At 38.9% G+C, this 17,008-nt stretch carries 17 protein-coding genes; all 17 read left to right on the top strand.

Annotated elements, in window-relative coordinates:
- The 17 genes from asp3 to T498_RS0110840 all read left to right on the top strand — a co-directional run bounded on the left by asp3 (window position 1) and on the right by T498_RS0110840 (window position 16,999).
- Window positions 1-444, top strand: coding sequence for an accessory Sec system protein Asp3 (gene asp3 / locus T498_RS0110920; protein ID WP_028235932.1), 444 nt, complete (start codon window positions 1-3; stop codon window positions 442-444).
- Window positions 434-2,773, top strand: coding sequence for an accessory Sec system translocase SecA2 (secA2, locus tag T498_RS0110915; RefSeq protein WP_036978389.1), 2,340 nt, complete (start codon window positions 434-436; stop codon window positions 2,771-2,773). The genes asp3 and secA2 overlap by 11 nt, the downstream gene beginning before the upstream one ends.
- 22 nt (window positions 2,774-2,795) lie before the next feature.
- Window positions 2,796-4,292 carry an accessory Sec system glycosyltransferase GtfA gene (gene gtfA / locus T498_RS0110910; protein WP_028235930.1) on the top strand — a complete coding sequence of 499 codons (1,497 nt, stop codon included), beginning with the start codon at window positions 2,796-2,798 and terminating at the stop codon, window positions 4,290-4,292.
- The gene (gtfB, locus tag T498_RS0110905; RefSeq protein WP_028235929.1) at window positions 4,265-5,617 is read left to right on the top strand and encodes an accessory Sec system glycosylation chaperone GtfB; all 1,353 of its coding nucleotides are present in this window, start codon (window positions 4,265-4,267) and stop codon (window positions 5,615-5,617) included. The genes gtfA and gtfB overlap by 28 nt, the downstream gene beginning before the upstream one ends.
- 199 nt (window positions 5,618-5,816) lie before the next feature.
- A complete protein-coding gene (gene ppdK, locus T498_RS0110900) occupies window positions 5,817-8,459 on the top strand; it encodes a pyruvate, phosphate dikinase (protein WP_028235928.1) in 2,643 nt (880 codons plus the stop codon).
- A gap of 323 nt (window positions 8,460-8,782) precedes the next feature.
- Complete coding sequence (locus T498_RS15630) at window positions 8,783-9,118, top strand: helix-turn-helix transcriptional regulator (RefSeq protein ID WP_004602798.1); 336 nt, start codon at window positions 8,783-8,785, stop codon at window positions 9,116-9,118.
- 183 nt (window positions 9,119-9,301) lie between these two features.
- Window positions 9,302-9,952 (top strand): 3'-5' exonuclease, encoded by a 651-nt coding sequence (locus T498_RS0110890; protein ID WP_028235927.1) that lies wholly within the window; start codon window positions 9,302-9,304, stop codon window positions 9,950-9,952.
- Window positions 9,953-9,965: 13 nt separating this feature from the next.
- On the top strand, window positions 9,966-10,268 hold the full coding sequence (locus T498_RS0110885) for a hypothetical protein (RefSeq protein WP_028235926.1): 303 nt from the start codon (window positions 9,966-9,968) through the stop codon (window positions 10,266-10,268).
- A gap of 29 nt (window positions 10,269-10,297) precedes the next feature.
- Window positions 10,298-11,575: an ankyrin repeat domain-containing protein gene (locus T498_RS0110880; protein WP_028235925.1), complete on the top strand. Its 1,278-nt coding sequence runs from the start codon at window positions 10,298-10,300 to the stop codon at window positions 11,573-11,575.
- On the top strand, window positions 11,568-12,374 hold the full coding sequence (locus T498_RS0110875; protein ID WP_028235924.1) for a radical SAM protein: 807 nt from the start codon (window positions 11,568-11,570) through the stop codon (window positions 12,372-12,374). The genes T498_RS0110880 and T498_RS0110875 overlap by 8 nt, the downstream gene beginning before the upstream one ends.
- On the top strand, window positions 12,371-13,429 hold the full coding sequence (locus tag T498_RS0110870) for an HAD family hydrolase (RefSeq protein ID WP_028235923.1): 1,059 nt from the start codon (window positions 12,371-12,373) through the stop codon (window positions 13,427-13,429). Before T498_RS0110875 ends, T498_RS0110870 begins: the two co-directional genes overlap by 4 nt.
- Window positions 13,416-13,916, top strand: coding sequence for a phosphoribosyltransferase (locus T498_RS0110865; protein ID WP_028235922.1), 501 nt, complete (start codon window positions 13,416-13,418; stop codon window positions 13,914-13,916). Before T498_RS0110870 ends, T498_RS0110865 begins: the two co-directional genes overlap by 14 nt.
- A gap of 35 nt (window positions 13,917-13,951) precedes the next feature.
- The gene (locus T498_RS0110860; protein WP_028235921.1) at window positions 13,952-14,149 is read left to right on the top strand and encodes a hypothetical protein; all 198 of its coding nucleotides are present in this window, start codon (window positions 13,952-13,954) and stop codon (window positions 14,147-14,149) included.
- 153 nt (window positions 14,150-14,302) lie between these two features.
- Window positions 14,303-14,923 (top strand): hypothetical protein, encoded by a 621-nt coding sequence (locus T498_RS17085; protein WP_028235920.1) that lies wholly within the window; start codon window positions 14,303-14,305, stop codon window positions 14,921-14,923.
- Between the two features lie 145 nt (window positions 14,924-15,068).
- Window positions 15,069-15,353, top strand: a complete 285-nt coding sequence (locus tag T498_RS0110850; RefSeq protein ID WP_330372325.1) for a helix-turn-helix domain-containing protein — start codon at window positions 15,069-15,071, stop codon at window positions 15,351-15,353.
- Complete coding sequence (locus tag T498_RS0110845; RefSeq protein ID WP_028235918.1) at window positions 15,350-15,661, top strand: hypothetical protein; 312 nt, start codon at window positions 15,350-15,352, stop codon at window positions 15,659-15,661. Before T498_RS0110850 ends, T498_RS0110845 begins: the two co-directional genes overlap by 4 nt.
- 282 nt (window positions 15,662-15,943) lie before the next feature.
- The gene (locus T498_RS0110840) at window positions 15,944-16,999 is read left to right on the top strand and encodes a DUF5688 family protein (RefSeq protein ID WP_004602789.1); all 1,056 of its coding nucleotides are present in this window, start codon (window positions 15,944-15,946) and stop codon (window positions 16,997-16,999) included.
- Window positions 17,000-17,008: the final 9 nt, after the last annotated feature.

Here is a 17,008-nt window from a genome sequence, read left to right as displayed (position 1 = left end):
ATGGAAAAAGTTAGTTGGAATATTTATTGGAATGAATATAGCTCGGATACATATTTGTATGGTTCCGAGATAGAATACAAGGCTAGAAATAATGTTCACTTCAAAAATGAGCTTATGCCGCCTGGCACGGTTATTAAGGAGTGGTATTCCATGACAAATTATCAGGCTCAAAGAATAGAGCCGACTTTGCCTATCATAGATGGCGAGAGTAAATATCATATAAAGATAAATGTTGAGACACCAAATAACAAAGGTTATCTTATAAGGCTTGTATTTTTGGATAGATACGAACGAGAAGCAGGAGATTTTACTATTAGAGGGGTGGAAGCAGATTTTAGCTGTCCGCTGAAAACCTACAGCTATAAAATGCAGCTTATTAATGCAGGTATGACGGAATTTACATATCATTCAATTACAATTGAGGAAATAGACAGTGAAGACTAAGGGGATTGTAAAGAAACTCAAAAGAGAATTGAATAAAGTAAAGTCTCATAAGGAGGAGATGGCGCAGCTTTCGGATGATGAATTAAAGGGGCTAACCATCCAGTTTAGGGAGAGATTTGATAAAGGGGAATCCTTGGATAAAATTCTTCCAGAGGCATTTGCTGCAATGTGTGAGGCTGATAAAAGGGTCCTTGGCATGTATCCTTTTGATGTGCAGATAATGGCTGGAATTGCTTTGCACCAAGGCTATCTTGCAGAGATGAACACTGGCGAAGGAAAGACTCTTACTGCGACACTTCCTATGTATCTTAACGGACTTACAGGCAAGGGGGCTATCCTTGTAACAAATAATGAGTACCTTGCCCTAAGAGATGCGGAAGAGATGGGACCAGCTTATATGTTTATGGGCCTATCTATTCAGGCTGGTGTAAAGCGAGATGAGGATGACAGATTTGAAAACGATGAGAAGAAGGCCATTTATGATTCTGATATCGTATATACGACTCACTCAGCTTTAGGATTTGATTATCTTATTAATAATCTGGTTAAGTCTGCTAAAGACAGATTCCTTAGGCCATTTAACTATATCATTATTGATGAGGCAGATTCGGTGCTTTTGGACAGTGCCAGCACGCCTCTTGTAATTTCGGGAGCCCCAAGAGTCCAGTCTAATCTTTATGAATCGGCAGACTTTTTCGTAAGAACCTTAAAAGAGGATGAGGATTACGAGGTAGAAGAGAAAAATGTATGGTTTACTGAAAAGGGATTAGAGTACGCGGAGCAGTATTTTGGAATCAAAAACATTTTTGCTCCAAAATATTTCGAGATATACAGACATCTAGTATTAGCTCTTAGAGCGCACAAGATTATAGAGAAAGGAACGGAATATATGATTTCCGAGGCTGGTGAGGTAGCACTTATCGATGCCAGCTCAGGTAGAATGCTAAAGGGTGTTAAGCTTAGAGGTGGTCAGCACCAGGCTATAGAGTGCAAGGAGCATGTGGAAATCACTCAGGAAAACCGTTCCATGGCGTCGATAACTTATCAGAATTTCTTCTCAATGTTCCCTAAGATGGCTGGGATGAGCGGAACTATCTACGATGCCAAGGATGAGCTCTATGAAGTGTACGGAAAAAAGGTAGTGGTTATTCCTACTAATAATCCAATTCAGCGAGTGGATTTACCAGACTGGTATTTCAGCGATTCACATAAGCAGTTTGAGGCAGCTATTAAGCTGGCAGTGATGAAACATGAACTGGGACAGCCTGTACTTATTGTTACAACCATGATTTCGGATACAGAAATCATATCTCATATGCTAGTGCAAGAGGGAATTCCTCATTCAGTTTTGAATGCCAATAACGCTTTCTGGGAGGCTGAAATTATCAAAGAAGCTGGCCAGATGGGAGCTATGACAGTTGCTACATCAATGGCAGGTCGTGGTACAGATATTAAGCTGGGACCTGGAGTTAAAGAGCTTGGAGGCCTTGCTGTAATCGGCGTAGGACGAATGCTCAATATCCGTGATGAGCGCCAGGCCAGAGGACGTGCTGGAAGACAGGGAGACCCGGGGTACAGCCGATTTATCGTCTCTCTTGAGGATGATATTGTTGAGAAAGGCACCGACCCAGAAAAGCTGAAAAAGTATATAGATGGCAAGCGTAGAATCAGTGATAGAAGAATCAAGAAAATTGTTAACAATGCTCAAAAGATAAACGAGGAGGTAGGTAGTACCAATCGAAAGACCTCCAAAGATTACGATATCGTACTTCAGCTGGAAAGAAAGCTTATGTACGATACCCGTGATATGCTTTTGGATGGTGGAACAGTTGAAAAGGAAAAGCTGTTTAAGATTGCCGAGGAGAATGTAGATATCTTTCTTAAGGAAAATAAGAATCTGACAGTGTCTGAATTGAATCGATACATACTGGATAATATTTCCTATAGGATGGAGAAGGACACTACATATCTGAATCTTAGGAATAAATCAAGAATCAAAGCGTATATTATGTCCAGGGCGGAGCAGTCTTTTGAGGAAAAGAAAAAAGCTATTGATTCTGAAAATGGTATGAATGATTTTGTCAGGGTTTCGGCTTTATCTGCCATTGATGATGCATGGATCGAACAGGTAGATTATCTGCAGCAGCTTCAGCCTGCGGTTTCTGGTCGAAGCAGTGCCCAGAGAAATCTTTTGTATGAATATCAATCAGAGGCTTTAGAGTCATTTAGAAAGATGGAGCAAACCATCAAACGAAATATTATTAGAAATGTGTTACTTTCGGAAGTAAGCATGGACAAGAAAAATAGGCTGCATATCATTCTTCCATAGGATATGCGCAACGGGAGGTCTTATGATCTATAATTTCAATTTGGGTATTGGCTGGGCCAGTTCGGGAGTTGAGTATGCTCAAGCTTACAGAGCAAAAGTGCTTAGAAATATCGGTCATAAAGCTAAGTTTATTTTTACTGACATGTTCCCAAGAGATAATCTTATCGACATGACAAGAAACATTGGCTTTGAGGATGATGAGATAATATGGCTTTATACATTTTTTACTGACTATGTACCAGAGTCTGTTAGCTTCACATTGGAGGATTTGAAAGCCACTGTGTCTTCGCCTATAGTTTCATCTGACAGGGATGGTCTTATTGGAAAGCTTATTTTCGAAGGTGAAAATAATTTCTACAGAGTTTACTTCGTAAATACGGATTCTGATTATGTACATCGAGTGGAAATCGTATCCAGGGGAAAACTCATTAGAAAAGACTACTATATGAGTGGCAGAGTTTTTTCAGAGTACTATGCACCACTTGATGGCAAGGCTCATTTATACCATCGAAGATTTTTCAACAGGGACGGCAGTCTCGCCTATGAAGAAATAAATGACGATGACAATGTAATGTATAAATTCCCTGATAGATTAATCTGTTCAAAGGAAGAATTGATAGGCTACATGACAGAAAAGCTGAATCTAACTTCTGATGATGTGGTAATAATTGACCGCGCTACTGGTCAGGGACAGGCAATCCTGGAAAATGCAAATGATGCTAAGGTTGGAATTGTAATTCATGCGGATCATTTTAGCGAGGGTGCAACTGACGATAATAATATTCTTTGGAACAATTATTACGAATACTCATTCTCAATGTATAAGCACATTGCATTTTATATAACAGCAACCGAGGAACAGCGAAAGCTTTTACTAGAGCAATTTGAAAAGTATGTGGGCGTGCAGCCTAAGGTATATACAATACCGGTAGGTGCACTTTCAGAGCTTAAGAAGGATGGGGGAGAGCGAAAGCCTCATTCGCTAATTACTGCATCTCGACTTGCTACGGAAAAGCATGTGGATTGGCTTGTGGATGCTGTTGTAGAAGCGCACAAAACCATTCCTGATATCAGCCTTGATATCTATGGAAAGGGTGGAGCCGAAAAGGATTTAAAGGAACAAATAAAAAAGCATAAGGCTGATTCGTATATACGGTTAATGGGGCAACATGACCTGACAGATGTTTACAAAAAATATGAGGTTTATCTATCAGGGTCAACGAGCGAGGGCTTTGGCCTGACTCTAATGGAGGCTATTGGCTCAGGACTTCCTATTATTGGATTTGATGTCAGATACGGCAATAAGACATTTATAGACCATGGAAAAAATGGCTATAAGCTTGAGTACAGTACTGGAATGATAAAGTCTAAACGTCAAAAATCAATGGTGGCTGCTATTAAAAAGCTATTCACGGAAGATGATTTAGAGAAGATGCACGAGTATTCCTACAGTAAAGCTGAGAAATATTTGGCAAGTGAAGTGGAGGCAAAATGGAAAAATCTAATCGAAACGATATAGTATTGTTATTTGATTATTTCAATATGGAAAGTCAGGATTTGTTGACTTCATTTCAAAATGCTGATTATAAAGTGAAGGCTGCAGTTATAAATGATGATGGCTTTTTGCCTTCTTCAGTAGAAAATGTTTTTGAGTATTTCCTGGGAGATTTCAAAAAATCGAAGGCTTCGAAAGGTAAACCTCTATATTTCAATCAGATACAAGTACCTGAATTTTGGGAAATCCGTGGAACAAACAGTAGCGGAAGCATCCATGATAAAGGGAAGGAACGTGGCCGTATCTTTTATGCTGAACCAAAGAACAACAGGCTTGTGAGGGTAGTTGACTGGATTGATGAGGATGGCGAGGTAAAAGCCTCTGACCACTACAATAAATATGGATGTTGCTATGCAAGGACAATTTTCAATAAAAAATCTCAAAGGGTTAGCAAGAGCTACTTTAATGCAAATGGGCAGGAGGTTATAGTAGAAAACTTTGTCACTGGCGACATTGTATTAAATAAAGATGGCAAAATACTTGTGTTTAAGAACAGAACTGAGTTTGTTAAGTATTATATCTTAGAAAGAAAGTGGGAAGGAAAACGAATCTTTTTTAATTCTCTTTCAGTTCCGTTTTTTGTATCCAATGCATTGCCTGAAAAGGATGGTGAAAAAAAGGATGTTCTGTTTTGGCAGGAGAAGACTGGAGATGAGATTCCATCAAATATGGCCATGATTTTTGAAGGTAAATCCACTAGGTGTGAGAAAGTGGTTGTTCAAAATCACGCATCCTTTGAGAAGCTGAAGCGATTGAATGCTCCAGCAGATAAGCTGAAAGAGCTTGGATATATTTATTCATTTAAGAAGAAAAATGCCGGAAGGCCATCGGCACTTATCTGTACCAACACAGAAAATGTTGAAAAGCTAAAGGAATTGGTGGAAGCTCTTCCAGAGGTTAAGTTCCATGTGACAGCTATCACCGAGATGTCAGCGAAGCTTCTTTCTCATGAGAAGTATGAAAATGTGATAATGTATCCAAATATCAAAATGCCAACATTAGATAGGCTGTTTATGGAATGTGATTTTTATTTGGATATCAATCATGAAGGGGAAATAGTTAATGCGCTTCGAAAAGCCTTCTTGCATAATCAACTTATTCTTGGATTTAATGAAACTTTGCATAAAGTTGCATATACATCTACTGAAAATCGATTTGATGCAAAGGACTACAAGAAGCTTGTTTACAGAATAAAGGAAGTCATAAATGATAGAAATAAGCTTGAATTTGCAATAGACAGTCAACATAAATATGCCTTATATGCCACAAGTGAGGACTACATAATATAGTCTGAAAAATCAAGTGTTTTCGGCAGAGTTTTTTGTGAAATATTACACAAAAAACTCTGCTATTTTTCTACATTTCTGTCAGGCGGTTTTGTTTGAAAAGGGATACAAAGTGTGTTTAAATGATAGAGGACTGTCAGGAAACCCCGTAAATTTTATGACAGTTCAGAGATTAATGTTTTATTTTTAGGAGGATTTTGTAATGGCTAACAAATGGGTTTACATGTTCAGCGAAGGCGACATGACAATGCGTAACCTTCTCGGAGGAAAGGGTGCTAACCTCGCTGAGATGACAAGCATAGGACTTCCTGTACCACAGGGATTTACAATCACAACAGAGGCTTGTACTCAGTACTACGAGGATGGACGTAAAATAAATGACGAAATCATGGCTCAGGCTATGGATGGGGTAAAGAAAATGGAAGAGATCAACGGCAAGAAGTTCGGCGATCTTAAGAATCCACTTTTAGTATCAGTTCGTTCAGGTGCACGTGCATCAATGCCTGGTATGATGGATACAATCCTTAACCTTGGTCTTAACGATGAAGTAGTTAATGCAATGATCGCTGGTAATCCAGATCCAGCTTTCGAGCGTTTCGTATATGATTCATACAGAAGATTTATCCAGATGTTCTCAGATGTAGTTATGGAAGTAGGTAAGAAGTACTTCGAGCAGCTCATCGATGAGATGAAGGAAAAGAAGGGTGTTAAGTTTGACGTAGATCTTACAGCTGCTGACCTTAAGGAACTTGCAGAGCAGTTCAAGGCAGAGTACAAGAATCAGCTCGGTACAGATTTCCCTTCAGATCCAGTAGAGCAGTTAAAGCTTGCTATCGAGGCTGTATTCCGTTCATGGGACAACCCTCGTGCAAACGTTTACAGAAGAGACAACGATATCCCTTATTCATGGGGTACAGCAGTTAACGTAATGCCTATGGTATTCGGTAACTTAAATAATGAGTCTGGTACTGGTGTTGCATTCACTCGTGACCCAGCTACAGGCGAGAACAAGCTTATGGGTGAGTTCCTTATCAACGCACAGGGCGAGGACGTAGTTGCTGGTGTTCGTACACCAATGCCAATCGCTCAGATGGAGCAGGAATTCCCAGAGGCATACGCAGAGTTCATCAAGGTATGTGAGACACTTGAGAATCACTACCATGATATGCAGGATATGGAGTTCACAGTAGAGAACAAGAAGCTTTACATGCTCCAGTGCCGTAACGGTAAGAGAACAGCTCCAGCTGCTCTTAAGATTGCTTGCGACCTTGTTGATGAGGGACACAAGACTCCAGAAGAGGCTGTAGCAATGATCGACCCACGTAACCTTGACACACTTCTTCACCCACAGTTCGAGGCTGCTGCTCTTAAGGCTGCAACTCCACTTGGTAAGGGTCTTGGCGCTTCTCCAGGTGCTGCATGTGGTAAGGTTGTATTTACAGCAGACGATGCTGAGGCATGGGCTGCTAGAGGAGAGAAGGTAGTTCTTGTACGTCTTGAGACATCTCCAGAAGATATCACAGGTATGAAGGCTGCTCAGGGTATCCTTACAGTTCGTGGTGGTATGACATCACACGCTGCCGTTGTTGCTCGTGGTATGGGTACATGCTGTGTATCTGGTTGCGGAGAGATCGCTATGGATGAGGAGAACAAGAAGTTCACTCTTGCAGGCACTACATTTACAGAGGGTTCTGAAATCTCTATCGATGGTACAACAGGTAACATCTATGCTGGTATCATCCCAACAGTTGATGCTACAATCGCTGGTGAGTTCGGCCGTGTAATGGCTTGGGCTGACGAGTTCAGAACACTTAAGGTTCGTACAAATGCAGATACTCCAGCTGATGCTAAGAAGGCTAGAGAGCTTGGTGCAGAAGGTATCGGTCTTTGCCGTACAGAGCACATGTTCTTCGAGGCTGACAGAATTGCAGCATTCCGTGAGATGATCTGCTCAGATACAGAGGAAGAGAGAGAAGTTGCTCTTGATAAGATTCTTCCTTACCAGCAGGGAGACTTCAAGGCTCTTTACGAAGCACTTGAGGGTTGCCCAGTTACAATCAGATTCCTTGATCCACCTCTTCACGAATTCGTTCCTACAGAGGATGCTGATATCGAGAAGCTTGCAAAGGCTAAGAACAAGTCAGTAGAGGAAATCAGAAACATCTGCGAGTCACTCCACGAGTTCAACCCAATGATGGGTCACAGAGGATGCCGTCTTGCAGTTACATATCCTTCAATTGCTAAGATGCAGACAAAGGCTGTTATCCGTGCAGCACTTGAAGTACAGAAGGCTCATCCAGATTGGAATGTTAAGCCTGAAATCATGATTCCACTTGTATGTGAGGTTAAGGAGCTTAAGTATGTTAAGCAGGTAGTTGTAGAGACAGCTGATGCTGAAATCGCTGCAGCAGGCGCTAAGCTTGAGTACGAAGTAGGTACAATGATCGAGATTCCACGTGCAGCTCTTACAGCTGATGAAATCGCTAAGGAAGCTGACTTCTTCTGCTTCGGTACAAACGATCTTACACAGATGACATTCGGATTCTCTCGTGATGATGCTGGTAAGTTCTTAAATGCTTACTATGATACAAAGATCTTCGAGAACGATCCATTTGCTAAGCTTGATCAGACAGGTGTTGGTAAGCTTATGGAGACAGCTATTAAGCTTGGTAAGCCAGTAAATCCAAACCTTCACGTAGGTATCTGCGGTGAGCACGGTGGAGATCCATCTTCAGTAGAGTTCTGCCACAAGATTGGTCTTGACTATGTATCATGCTCTCCATTTAGAGTACCTATCGCTAGACTTGCAGCAGCACAGGCAGCTATCGCCGAGTCACGTCAGTAAGCGAGACCAGTTGTTTTTTGGGAACTTTTGAAATCTCGAAGGATTTTATGAGACAATCTTCAAAGATTTATCATAAGAAAAACGGGTTCAGATTTCCCGAAAAGCTTGTAATTAAGCTATTTCTAGTATAGGGTGTCTACTTTAGGCACCCTATATTTTTTTTACACAAGAATAAAATCAATTAAGCTGCCGGAGTACTTCATACATTTTTTGCTGACTACATTCGACCAGATTTTTGGAGTTTTTGTTCCGAAAATCGTAACACGAAAAATGGACCATTTTGATGTTTGTTCCGAAAATCGGAACTTTGAAGGAGGTTAAAAATGTCTGAATTTACGGGTAAAAAGCTTAAAGAAGCACGTGTGAAGAAAGGATTATCCCAGGATGAGGCTGCTAATCTTATGAATGTTGCAAAGAGAGCGATTAGTGAGATGGAAGCAGGTAAGAGAAGTATATCTGCAGATGAGCTTGCTCAGTTTTCTCGTATTTATAATGTAGATGTGAGAGAATTGCTTTTTGTTGAATTTACAGAAGCTGGTGATGAGCAGAGATTAACTGCCAAATATAGTTCTTTCCTTAAGCTACTTGAAAAACTATCTGATCGAGAGGTCGAAGATGTTTATTGGGTAATAAAGCGTAAGGTTGAAGGATTGCTTTAAAACTGGATAATTTGCTTGATGGCCGGTAGGGGTAAAAGCCTACCGGTTTTCTTATGTTAGGATTTTAAACAGTGTAAAGGATGTTAAACAAATTAAACATAGCTATTTACTTATAGCACAGTGATGTTAAAATATAAAACATAAGGAGCGCACTTATAAATCAGATTAAGAGGAGATGATTATATGAACCAATATGTAGTTGTTGATCTTGAAATGTGTAAAGTACCTTATTCAAACAGAAAAAAGGAATTTCATGGAGCGAACGAAACCATCCAAATAGGTGCAGTGCTTTTAAATGAAAAGTACGAAGTGGTTGATGAATTCAATACATATGTAAGACCAGAGTTTGGATCATTGGATTGGTTTATTACTAATCTCACTGGAATTACTTCAAAAGATTTGAAAAGTGCGCCAACAATGAGAGAAGCAATGAAGGCATTTATAGCTTGGATTCCGGAAGATGCTTTTGTTGTATCCTGGAGTGACAACGATCTTAAGCAGATTCAGAAAGAGGCTGAGGCAAAGCTGATTGAAGATGAAAGACTTGAATCTATATTAGCCACTTGGATTGATTGTCAGAAGATGTTTTCAGAAAGATTAGAAGAAGAAAGAATCTTCAGATTATCAGAAGCTCTTATTGCTGCAGATATTATCCAGGAGGGTCACGAACATGATGGATTAGTTGATGCTGAAAATACAGCAAAACTATTTGCCAAAATGATGTTGGAGCCAGAATTAAAACTTAATAGTTACTTTGAAAGTGCTCACAGTGAAAGCAGCGATTCACTTTGCTTTACAATGGGCGATCTATTTAAAAACTTACAGTTAGCATAAGGAGGAACGTACAATGGCTAAGGATTGGGATTATGCAAATCTTGCACACACCGCAAAGGAATTTGGAGGACCAGAAAAGTACCTTCAGATTGTAAAAGATCATTCTTTTCAGGAAGGCAGAAAAGAGCAGTTAATCATTGATGGGGTGATTGTTGTCGGAGCTGGCTGCTTATATTTGGGAGCCAAGGCAATTAAGCACTTTAAAAAGAAGAAAGTAACAGCTGAACAGGCTAAGGATGCAGAACAGGTACTTGTTGAGAAGATGAATGAGGTACTTGATGAAGAATCAAATATCACACCTGAATTTGAAGTTTAAATAACTCAAGGCAAATTGGAGGTAAAGGTATGAATACACCAGATCAGAGACTTATCGCATTAGGACAAAAGATTATAAATTATAGAGATGATGCTGGCATTAAGCAGGATGCGTTTGCTAAAGAATTAGGAATCAGTCGTACTACACTTAGTTTTATCGAAAACGGTTCACAGGCGCCTAGTTTTGACGTTTTAGTAAAATTAGCACAGATAACCAACATTAACATTAATGAGCTGATTGATGTAAAGAATAAGAATATTGTAGTGGTTGATACTAATATTCTTTTGAATAGGCCTGAAATGTTAGGTGTGCTTTTAAAAGACTGTGATTTGGTGTACATTCCTATACCAGTTATCGAAGAACTGAATTACCAAAAGGATCATGGTAGGGAAAAGGAACGTAGAAATGCTTCTTTGTGTGAAGATATCATTAGTAAGAAAAAGTCTGATAAGTTAGATATTCATACGAATTCAGATTTCGATGGAAGCAATGATGATAAGATTCTTGATATTGCAATTAAGCTTGCTGAGCAAGAGTCCGCTAATACAGTGTATCTTTTGACAAATGATAAAGACTTTAGTCTTAAGAATACTAAGGGCTTGGTTAATTTGAAGATTATTGGTTCTAACCAATATAGCAAGATTTTTGCTGAAAAAGATGGCTTTAATGAAGCATTATCACAGAGATTCTTTGTGGCAGTATTAAAACGTGATTTGGAATCAGCGAAAGAACTTATTAAAAAGAAGGGGAAGAGCATAAATGTTAATGCTATTGATTCTAGATCGGGATACACGCCGCTAATTCAAGCATTAATCAATAAAGATGAAGCAATGGTTAACTATTTACTTTCATTAGACCGTATTGATGTAAATGCAGTTGATCATAAGAAGCATTACTTGCCACCAATTTCACATACGATGCAGATGCAAAATGAACGAGATGCTGAAAAGTTTGCAAACATTTTAATTCAGAATGGTGCCAATGTAAATGAGCCATCTCAGAGCGAGACAAACCTTTTCAATATGCCACTGATGATTGCGGCATGGCATGGCCATTTGAATTTGGTGAAGCTTTTAGTTGAAAATGGGGCATATGTGAATCAGCAGGATAAAAAGAACGGGTTTACAGCATTGATGAAAGCGATTTTCAACAAGGAGGATGTATCTATTGTTGAATATCTCTTGCAGCATGGCGCGGATAAAAATATCCTTTCTTTTCTTGATAAGAAGACAGCGCTTGATTATGCATATGACAAAGGAAATAGAAAATTAATTGATTTATTGAAAGAGAGTGATGGCAATGATTAATAGGATTTGTATATCCATCAATAATCGCTGCAATTTGGGATGTAAGTATTGCCACTTTCATGAAAAAGGCATCTTGGATGATGCGGATATGGATGTGTTTAAGATCTTGGATAATGTTAAAGCCTATGCCAAGGGAAACTTTAAGATAGGCTTTGTAGGAAATGGTGAAGGATTATTAGACTGGCCTAAACTTAAGTCTTATATCACTTATCTAGAGAATTATCCTAATATAAGTATTTATACAATTACCAACGGAACGGTGCCTTTGAGTGATGAGGATTGGAGATTCCTTGATAATCATAATGTGAATGTTGGTTTTTCCATAGATGGTTATAAGGAACTACATGACAAGAATCGCGGTAACTCTTTTGACAAGGCTATGCACAATGTTGCGGAATACAAACGTGTGACCGGACATTATCCTACATTTAATGCGACTGTGGGAGAGGATAGTTTGTTAAATGCGGATAAGGTTATAAACTTTTTCAAGCCATTTGGAGTGCGAGTGACCTTTTCGAGAATGATAGGTAGATATGGAATCTCTCTGCAAGAATACCGTGATTTTTTAGAACGTGCTGAAAAGACACTAGAAGTAAGAAGAGGCGGGCTTGATTGTACAATGTACGGTGGACAGTGTGGCGCCGGAACAAATAACTATTTTTTTGCTAATGGGTATGTTTATTTCTGTGGTAATTGTATTGACTTACCTCCTGTTGGAAAAAGCGATATGACATTTGAAGAATTAGAAAAGATATCGTTAGATTTTGACAGAAATTATTGTTATAAGGAGTCGCTATGAGAATCGGATTATATGGTATGCCAACTGCTGGAAAAACTTATATTTTGGATAAAGTAGATTTTCTAGAAGTTATGTCGGGCAGTGTTCTTTTGCGCGAAATATGTCCTACTTTTGATTCAGAAGATAATCATGGTAAAAACATGGCTCGTGAAGAGTTAGCTAAAAGACTATTACGTGTAGAATCATTCATTATGGATGGTCACTATGCATTTGGTGATAAAGTCGCTTTTACTGATATGGATGGACAGCTATACGATGTTATTCTTTACCTTTATATTTCACCAGATGTACTTATAAAGCGAATGAGAGAATCAGATAAGAACAAGAAATACTTATCTTATGATATAGAAAAATGGCAAATTAATGAAATTGAAAGCCTACGTGATTACTGTCACAAGAGTAATAAAGATTTTTATGTAATAGACAATCCAAAGGATAACTATTTTACAGATGTAACAGAAGTTGTGGAATTCATAAAAGCTATTGTAAAGGGTTTTAGTTGCAAACGGTTAGCGGCAGATTGTGTAGAAAAAATTTTGAACTCCACAGATTCAGAAGTGATAACTCTTTTGGATGGAGACAAGACAATTACTAAAGAAGATAGTTCACATGCAGTATTTGGATATACTACGCATATATATGATGGTAATTTTTATACAGGATTTCAATCATGGAGGCAGGCAGAAGAGTTTAAATCATATAGCTTTGAAGATTTGAAAGAATTGCCTGTAGGTTTAAATGAAAAAGTGTGTAAAGCCTTAAATAAGGATTCTTTTATACTTACATCAGGTCATGAGCGTGTATGGCGGTTTATAGCGGATTATCTGGGCGTTCCATTTTTCGCTGGAATAGAAATGTCAGCTGAAACAAAATTCTTTATTACAAAGAAGCTCCAAGAGGCAGGAAAAACTGTAATAGCTTATGGAGATGGAATGAACGACTATTATATGTTGAAAAAAGCGGATGTTGGTTATCTTATTCCTAAAGAAGACGGAACAATTAGTAGATCCTTAAAAGGAAAGGATTTAGGAGGTGTTGATATTGTTCGAACTTAATAAAACTAAAGAAGTGGAAGAATTAATTGCTATTACGAAATCGGATTCAGGAATTTCAGGACCTGAGCTTGCAAAAGCTCATATTCGACTTGGAGAACTATTAGCAGAGAATATTGATTTAGACCCAGCTGATACAACTGTTGTTGCTTTACTTAGGGGCGGAATATTCTTTGCGCAGGGGATTTATTTTAAGTTGGGATGCAAATTTGAGGTATATGATCCCAAACAGGGCGAGTTTAAGCGGCCAACTACTAAAAATGTGATTCTAGTCGATTCGGTAATAAATACAGGAAAGACGATAGTTAATCTCATTGATGATGACGTAAAAGTTGCAAGTTGTGTAATCAATGATAAGGCGGTTCCTCTTTTCGAAGAAAAGCTTTATACGGTAAGGGTTTCGACTAACTCCTTTGTTGGAAGCGCGGTAAAGACACAAAAAGGAAACAAGGGACCAGATACGACAATGCGATTATTTAATCAACTGTAATTGTAAGTTTTCACTTGTATAAGGAGGTGTTCATTATGGCATGGAAATTAGAAATTCATTTTAGCGATGGTTCATCAGAACTTGTTGATGAAGATTTTGAAACAGAGCAGGAAGCCCAGGATGAGTATGATTCATGGCTCGAAAACTGGAATGCAGGAAGAGAAACATTGATGCTTGCTGGTGAAGATTATATCGATGCTGATATCGAGGATTGCGATATTTGGGAAGAGTAAGAAGTAGCATTATAGTGTTTTAAACAACGGAATGCCCGCATTGCAGATTGTACCTGCTTTGCGGGTATTTTTATATTATAAAGGTGAGATTTGAATTAACTAATAGTATAATTAAATATGTCATAATGATTATCAAAGGTGGTAGAACGGAAGATGAAAAAAGTAAAAATTGATGTTCCAAATCCTTCTGTAGAGCAGGTAGAGTACTATCTCCACGCATGGAATAGACTAGAAAATTATCATCTTCAGGAAGATGCTCTTGATAGACTATTCTTTGAACTATGTCCTGAAAACAATGATATGTCTAGCATTTTATTGAAGGTTGCAGCATTAAATGATTTTTATAGCACAAATATTTTCTCAGTGTTTCCAGTGGCAAAGCACATTTTATCATTAGGTATTGATGAACGACTTAAGACTGGCGATATTTCGCTGGTTGCTGATATACAAAGAGTTACTATTAACAACGTTGAAAAGAACTTCTACTCATTTGCAACCAAGTATTGTAGTCATCATAGGCCACTTGATTTTCCTATTTATGATAGCTATGTAGAAAAGGTATTGTGCTATTTTAGGAATCGAGATAAGTTTGCATCATTCAAAAATCAAGATTTGAAGGATTACACAAAGTTTAAAGGAATACTAATTGAATTCAGGTCATTTTATGGCCTTAATCAGTATAATCTCAAAGAAATAGACAAGTATATTTGGCAACTCGGTAAGGAATATTTTCCTAAGAGCTATGGAAAGAAAAAATTGGATGAGAAACAATGATATTATTAACAGAATGGGATTGTTTTAGAACCCGCATTGCAGATTGCACCTGCTTTGCGGGTATTTTTTTACATTGACATATACGGAGACCGTATATATAATAAAGGTAGGAAGATATACGGAGCCCGTATATAGGAGGTGCACTATGTCAGATATGGATTTAAAACTAGATGGTATCGCTGGTGGAATTTTAGTTGAGAAGACTGAAAAGAAGAAGGTCGATGCTGATCAGAAAAAGAGAATGTATGCAAGCGCCTTTGCGTATATTAGAAGCCAGACTGGAATGAATAAGAAGGAGTTTGCTGAATACCTTGGAATTCCTTATAGAACTTTACAGGACTGGGAACTTGGAAATGCCCAGGCTCCGGAATATGTGCTCCGATTAATTGCTTATAAAGTACAGATGGAGAAGGAAAGGGGGAACCTATGATGACAGTATTATATGGTATTGGAATGATATTAAGATTTATCCTTAAAATTGCTTTATTGCCAGTTCAGGCGGCACTTACCTTGCTTATGCTTGCTATTGGCTTTATTGGTGGTTTTGCAAATATTGCATGTGGATTAATAGGGGCGTTCTTTGTAATTGGTGGCATTTGCTCATTTATTAATGGAGATATATCTCTTGGATGGCAGGGGCTTCTTGTGGGTATTGTTGTTGCAGTGATTCCTCAGGCATTAACTCTTTGGGGAGAGGAAGGATTACTTGGATTAAAGGAACTTTTAGGAAGAATTTAATGGTATGACCGACATTGTCTCGTTTTGACTCGTTTTGTCTCGTCTCGACCGACATTAGCACTTTTCTTATAGATTTAACGGTGCTATTATTATCATAGACAAGTGAGAGGTAAACAAAAGCCACTCACTTGTTTTTCTTTTGCAGAAGAATAGGAAGCAGATTTAAGCGTCCACATGACCAAACCCTCAAGGTCGTGTGTGGCGCTTTTTTTGTTATCCGAAACCGGAAAGCGCGCGCCGGTGTTTCTATTAAAACTGTCAAAGAAAAGGAGAAAATTGAATATGGATTATGAACGTTTCAAAGAAGGTTTCCAGGATGCTTTAAAGGCTGAACTTGCTGTTAGAGGAGCTGACGTTGAACTTACTGCTCGTAGAGTAGATAAGATGAATGACAGCTATGATGCTATCACAGTAAGACCTGTAGACAGTTCCATTGGAGTGAACATCAGCGTTGAGAAAGCATTTGCTGCTTATGAGAATGGTACACCAATCCCTGAGATTGCAGAGCATTTTGCTGATGCAGTGGAGAAAGGATTCCGTGAATCCCCTCAGGTCGATCTGGAGTCGCTTTCTGATTATGAGCAGATGAAGAGCAAGCTTTCTATGGAAGTGGTTTCTGCAGAGAAGAATGCGGAACTTCTAGAGAGCGTACCTCATGAAAGAATGGAGGATATGGCTGTTGTTTATCGCTTTGTGCTTGATCAGACAGATTCCGGCAATGGAACAATCCTTGTTACCAATCAGTTGCTTGATCAGTATGGCATTACCAAAGAGCAGCTTCGCGCTGATGCAATGGAGAATGCACCAGAGATTAGACCATCTGAGATCAGAGGTATGTCTGAAGTGATGAGTGAGCTTGCGCCTGGCATGATTCCTGAGGTTGCACCGGAAGATGAGCAGATGTTTGTTGCTACAGTTCCGGATAAGATTCATGGAGCCGGTGTTATCGCATATCCGAATTTCATGGAGGATGCAGCTCAGAAGATGGGCGGTGACTTCTTCGTTCTCCCAAGCAGTATCCATGAGGTTTTGCTTGTGAAGGACAATGGCCAGATTACAGCCAAGGAGCTGGAAAATATGGTCAAAGAGGTCAATGCTACTCAGGTAGAACCTGCAGATCAGCTTACAGATCACGTTTATCATTACGACAGCCAGAATCATATTTTTGAGCTAGCTGATAAGTATGAGGAACGTCAGCGTGAGGCTGAACACGAGGCTGTTGATAAAGATTCCGTCCTTGGAGATCTAAAAGAAAAGAAACAGGAGATTGCAAAGAAAGATCCGGCTAAGGATGCAGCAACAAAGGCTGCAACCAAGAAGCATGAGACTTCTTTATAAGCTCCATCA

Origin of the sequence: Pseudobutyrivibrio sp. MD2005 (assembly GCF_000621865.1) — a bacterium.
Classification (GTDB): domain Bacteria; phylum Bacillota; class Clostridia; order Lachnospirales; family Lachnospiraceae; genus Pseudobutyrivibrio.
This window is presented reverse-complemented; position numbering and strand designations above follow the sequence as displayed.